At 59.0% G+C, this 4,841-nt stretch carries 4 protein-coding genes and 1 pseudogene; all 5 read right to left on the reverse strand.

What is annotated here, in order from left to right:
• Positions 1-118 precede the first annotated feature (118 nt).
• The gene (locus tag AC1DWT_RS49445; RefSeq protein ID WP_477926086.1) at positions 119-1,132 is read right to left on the reverse strand and encodes an MlaD family protein; all 1,014 of its coding nucleotides are present in this window, start codon (positions 1,130-1,132) and stop codon (positions 119-121) included.
• A complete protein-coding gene (locus AC1DWT_RS49450) occupies positions 1,129-2,220 on the reverse strand; it encodes an MlaD family protein (protein ID WP_477926087.1) in 1,092 nt (363 codons plus the stop codon). Before AC1DWT_RS49450 ends, AC1DWT_RS49445 begins: the two co-directional genes overlap by 4 nt.
• 4 nt (positions 2,221-2,224) lie before the next feature.
• The gene (locus AC1DWT_RS49455) at positions 2,225-3,013 is read right to left on the reverse strand and encodes an MlaE family ABC transporter permease (RefSeq protein WP_477926089.1); all 789 of its coding nucleotides are present in this window, start codon (positions 3,011-3,013) and stop codon (positions 2,225-2,227) included.
• Positions 3,014-3,098: 85 nt separating this feature from the next.
• On the reverse strand, positions 3,099-4,016 hold the full coding sequence (locus AC1DWT_RS49460; RefSeq protein WP_477926088.1) for an MlaE family ABC transporter permease: 918 nt from the start codon (positions 4,014-4,016) through the stop codon (positions 3,099-3,101).
• 408 nt (positions 4,017-4,424) lie between these two features.
• Positions 4,425-4,841, reverse strand: a pseudogene (locus tag AC1DWT_RS49465) (ABC transporter ATP-binding protein); the annotation flags it as partial.

Below are 4,841 nucleotides of genomic sequence, written 5' to 3' on the forward strand. Positions count from 1 at the left end.
ACGTACACCAGCACTGTGATCGTCAACGCGATGACAACCACGACCACGACCGCGACGCCGAGAGTCAGCTGACTGCGATACCCCTGGGTGATCCGCCTCAATCCCCGGACCGCGACGGTCATCGTGCGTTGCATACAACTACCTCGCTGCCATTGAGAAGCACCTGGACTGTCGTCGGCAATGTGGCGACTCCGTTGGTGCAAGATACGTTGGCCGAGGTCGCCGACACCTGCGGTAACTGCAGGCCCGCGATCGACGCGGGGAGCAAGCGCAGTGCATCGGCCGCAGCCGGTAGAGATTCGAACGCGTTTGTCAGCATCTGGTCGACATCCATGTCATGCGTCAGACCGAGTTGCTCGATCAATCGGAATAGCGGCCTCATAAACTGAGGCCCAAACACGGCTGTCTTCTGGAACTTGTCGAGCACTGTCATCGCTTCCTCAATCGAATAATTGAGCGAATCCAGGAAATCCATCACCTGCGGCGAACGGCTGCCCATTGTGTCGGCGATCCGCGCCATGTTCGCGGTCAGCGTCGAGAGGACTTGTTGACGGTCGCGTGCCATCGCGGCGAGTTTGTCCGCGCTTTCGAGCATCGGAGCGAGCCCCCCGCCGTCACCTTGCAATAGCGCAATCGCATTCTCAGTGAAGTCGTTGATCTCGTCGGTGCTCATCGTGGTCAAAACGGGCTGCAAGCCGTTGAACAGCTGCGTGATGTCGAAGGACGGCTTCGTATTGGCTGTGGTGAGATGACCGACCGGCGTTCCTGGATTCTCAGGCACCGTCAGCTCGATGTACCTGGCACCGGTGAGATTCTGATACTTGACCGCGAGCTCCGTTGTGTTCGTGAGTTCGTACGGTTCTTTCAGTGTGAACGCTACCTGGGCGAGGGTGTGACCGTCCTGGCTTGTGAGCTCCACCGAAGTCACCTTGCCGATCTGCACGCCTCTGGTTCTGACGTCACCATTCTCGTGAAGTCCGGATACGTCGGCGAATTGCGCTGTATAAGAACGGGTATCACCCTCGACAGGGCTCTTCATCGCGTTGACCACAATGACGAACAACAGTGCAGCGACCACCGCCACCACACCCAATTTGAGCACCGTAAGCCCAAGTTTCATATGCGGCTTCATCGAGGCACCTCTCCCTGCTGCGCCGCCGTCGCCCCCGCCATCGCACTGAGTGGCGCTGCCAAGGACGGTAGGTCGTCGAGCGCGACGCGAAGGTTGAGGACCCTTTTGTCGCCGTTCGTCGAAAAAACGTTGTTGTACCGATCGATCAGGCTCGCGAGTTTGCCCAGCGCCGTGCCATTGTCGAGAAGGTTCGGCAGTGCGGTGGCGAACGCCCGTGCGATCTCCGTCAGCGGTGTCAACTCTGTCGCGTGTGAAGCCAGCAGAATGCCGGCCGAACCAAACAGCTTTTTCGAGGCCAGGTCAAGTCCTGCGCCACCCCGGTCCATCATCAGATCATTGACACCAAACGAGCCATCGGGCCTCTTGTTGAACTTGGTGTCGAACAGGATGTAGAACGCCTGGATGGTCTGGTCGCTGAAGGCCGGCATCACGGCCAGGATGTCGTTTACCCGAGACAGCAACGCGCTCGGTATCTCCTGCTGCGTTTTCGCCACTTCGTCAGCCAGGACAATACCGGTCTGGATCAGCGGGGTCACTCCGTCGCTGTACCGGATGACCTTGTTCAACGTAGTGATCATGCTCGTTGTAAGGGTTCCGTCGATAGTGTGTGACCCCTGTTCGAGCAGTGTCGACATCGTGTAGTCACCGACCGTTGTGCGTTGGAGTTCCGCCCCGGAGACCAGGTTGTTACCCCCCTCCTTGGCCACCAGATCGACGGCCGCGACCCCAAAATAGTTGAGCGGACGGAAGTCCAAGTCCATCGAGTCTGTCAACCCCTCGACCTCATCAGGCTTCAGAGACAAGTGGATGCGTACCATGTCTTGATCTGTCTTCTCGACGGACGTCACCTCACCAACTTCGGCACCTCGCAAAATCACCCTGGTGCCTTCGGCCACGCCAGGCCCGACCTGAAGAGTTTCGACTGTGAGGCGCAATCCGTCGGGTTTTGTCAGAAGCGGACGAATCCAGATAGCCGTGACAAGCACGATCGCCACCAGCACGAGGGTGAGACCGGCAGCAGTGTTGACCATTCGGATTTGGTGCTCGTCGGACCCACGGATGAAATCCTGATTTCTCGGTTTGCTCATTATCTTATCCTTTGAAGGTCAACACCGGGCTCAGACCCCAGAGCGCCACCGTCATGCAGAAGTTCAGTACCACGATCAATACGAGGCTGGCCCGAATCGCCCTGCCTGATGCCAATCCGACCCCGGCCGGCCCGCCGCTGGCAAAGTAACCGTAGTAGCAATGGATGATTGTAACGACGACGCAGAACGTGATTGTCTTGAGAACCGATGCTCCCAGATCCGGCCAATTTAGGAATTGCGCGAAGTAGTGGTCGTACGTTCCGTGTGGTTGTCCTTCGAAAGTCTTCACGATTACACCGCCGACGAAGAAGCTCACCACCAGCGCCATCAGGTATCCGGGCAAGACCACCAACAGACCGCCAATGAGTCGGGTGCCTACGACGAATGGAATTGATTGCAGGCCCATAGCTTCCGTGGCGTCGATCTCCTCCGAAATTCTCATGGCGCCAATTTCTGCTGTCATGCGGCAGCCGGCCTGTGCGGCAAACCCGATTCCGGTGATAATCGGCGCGATAACGCGAATATTGCCGAACGATCCGATGATGCCGGTGAGGGGACCGAAACCGAGCAGGTCGAGCGCTAGGAACGCCTCGATGGCGACCACAGCGCCGACCGCGACACCGAGAAAGAACATTAGGCTGATTACGCCGCCGTCGACGACCAATGAACCACTGCCCCAAGCCATGTCGTTCATAGTCTTCCAGGTGGCCTGACGGTAGTGTTTGACGGTTCGGGGAAGGGAGATGACGACTTTCCACACGAACACCGCCAGCTGGCCGATCTCACCGACCATGCCTGATAAGCCGCGCCCCACCACCCTGAAGGGTCGCAACATGACCGGTGCAACCGGACTGTATTTTGAGGAAGCATTCATTTCATCAGGCCAATCGGGTCGGATAGAACATCAGCTGCAGCTGGCTGACCAACAGATTTGTGATAAAGATGCTGAAGACACTAAGCACCACTGACGCGTTGACGGCGTTCGCCACCCCCTTGGGCCCGCCTTTCGCCTCGAGTCCTCGCAGACTGGCTATGGAGACGACGATTGCGGCGAACAGAAACGCTTTCAACACCGAGAACGCTAGATCGGTGGGAGAGGTAAATGCGCCGAACGACTGCCAGAAGCTACCCGGTACGACGTCGGCGACATTCACAGAGATGATGAGGCCGGCAGCGACACCGGTCGAGATGATGATGATGCACAGGATGGGAGAGATTAGGAGCATCGCCAAAAATCGCGGCATTACCAGACGTTCTACCGGGTCCACGCCCATCACACGCATCGCGTCGATTTCCTCGCGGATTGACCGTGCACCCAAGTCGGATGAGATTGCCGAGGCAGCCGCGCCACTCATGAGCAGACCCGCCGCCATCGGTGCACCCTGGCCGACGACACCGAGTCCGCYTGCCGCGCCCGCGAGCGAACTGGCACCGACCTGATTCATGATGCCACCGACCTGGACCGACACCTCGGCGCCGATCGGGATAGCCATCAGCAACGCGGGCAGCGCCGTCACCTTGAACAGCAGCCACATCTGATCCGCGATCTCATGCACGGGCAGACGCAGCTTGATCGTGTCAATAACGGTGTACCGCAGTACTTCGGTAACCAGATGTACCAGCCTGCCCAACGTCTCCAGGCTCCGGACTGGCGCACTTTTGTTAAGGTACCCGGCCGCCCGCTGCGTCCGGGAAGGCCGAGCGTTCGCACCTCTGCGACCGCCCTTGAATGTCCCGTTTGCCGAACCTCGCTGATCATGCTCCAGCGGAACCTCGGTGGTTGCCAGCGTCCCCATCGATCCTCTCCTCGCGTGTAAGCGCACGACAATTCCGTCGCCCTCGAATCGGCGAATTTGGCTCTTGCTTCCCGCCTATGGTTCGACCCATCATCGGCACTTCTGGAAGAGCCGGCGCAGGCTGTTGCCGCCTCCGGCAGGCTCAAAAATTTCGTTCGCCGAGTCAGGCCTGAGTGCCGAGCATCACTTTCGTTTGATACTGTGATACACGCAACGTTCTGCGTATCATGCTAGTCAGAGGTGCCCACTTCTAGCAAGCGAAACCGAGCAATAGATCGCATTTCGTACCTTTAGTCTCCGGCAACGCTGCAAATCGTTAGGGGAGAGAGGATTTGCGAACTGTGACCGACCAACGTCCCCACGCTCCTACGAGCAGTCACGCGCCGGAGAGGCTTTGGACTAGCCGGGTCACGGCTTCAGTACCCGTCGCGACTCCTCAGCTGGCCCCCACGGAGGAGGAATGACCTCAGTATTGAAATCATCGGCAGGAAACAGTGTTTCGTCGAAGCTTTGCTGAATCGCGATCTGCGCGTTCTCGGGCAGGGTGTGCATGATGTGCCGGACGCGTTCCTGCCGGCGGGCCACGGCCTGCCGGAACGGCATCCCCGGCGTCGCCTTCATCTGCGGGACGATGCCCTCCACGTCGTCGACACCACCGGCATGGTGGCCGGCGTCGACCATCGCCTGCTCCTGCGCCATGGTGGCCTCGTCCTTCTCCTCGGACATGCCGATCGGACCGATCATGGTGCCGTTGAGGAATTGCTTGACCACCGGCTCCTCGCTGGTGAGCAGCACCTCCCGCGGACCGAACATCACCAGATGCCG

This window comes from Rhodococcus sp. P4_B6, from assembly GCF_056402215.1.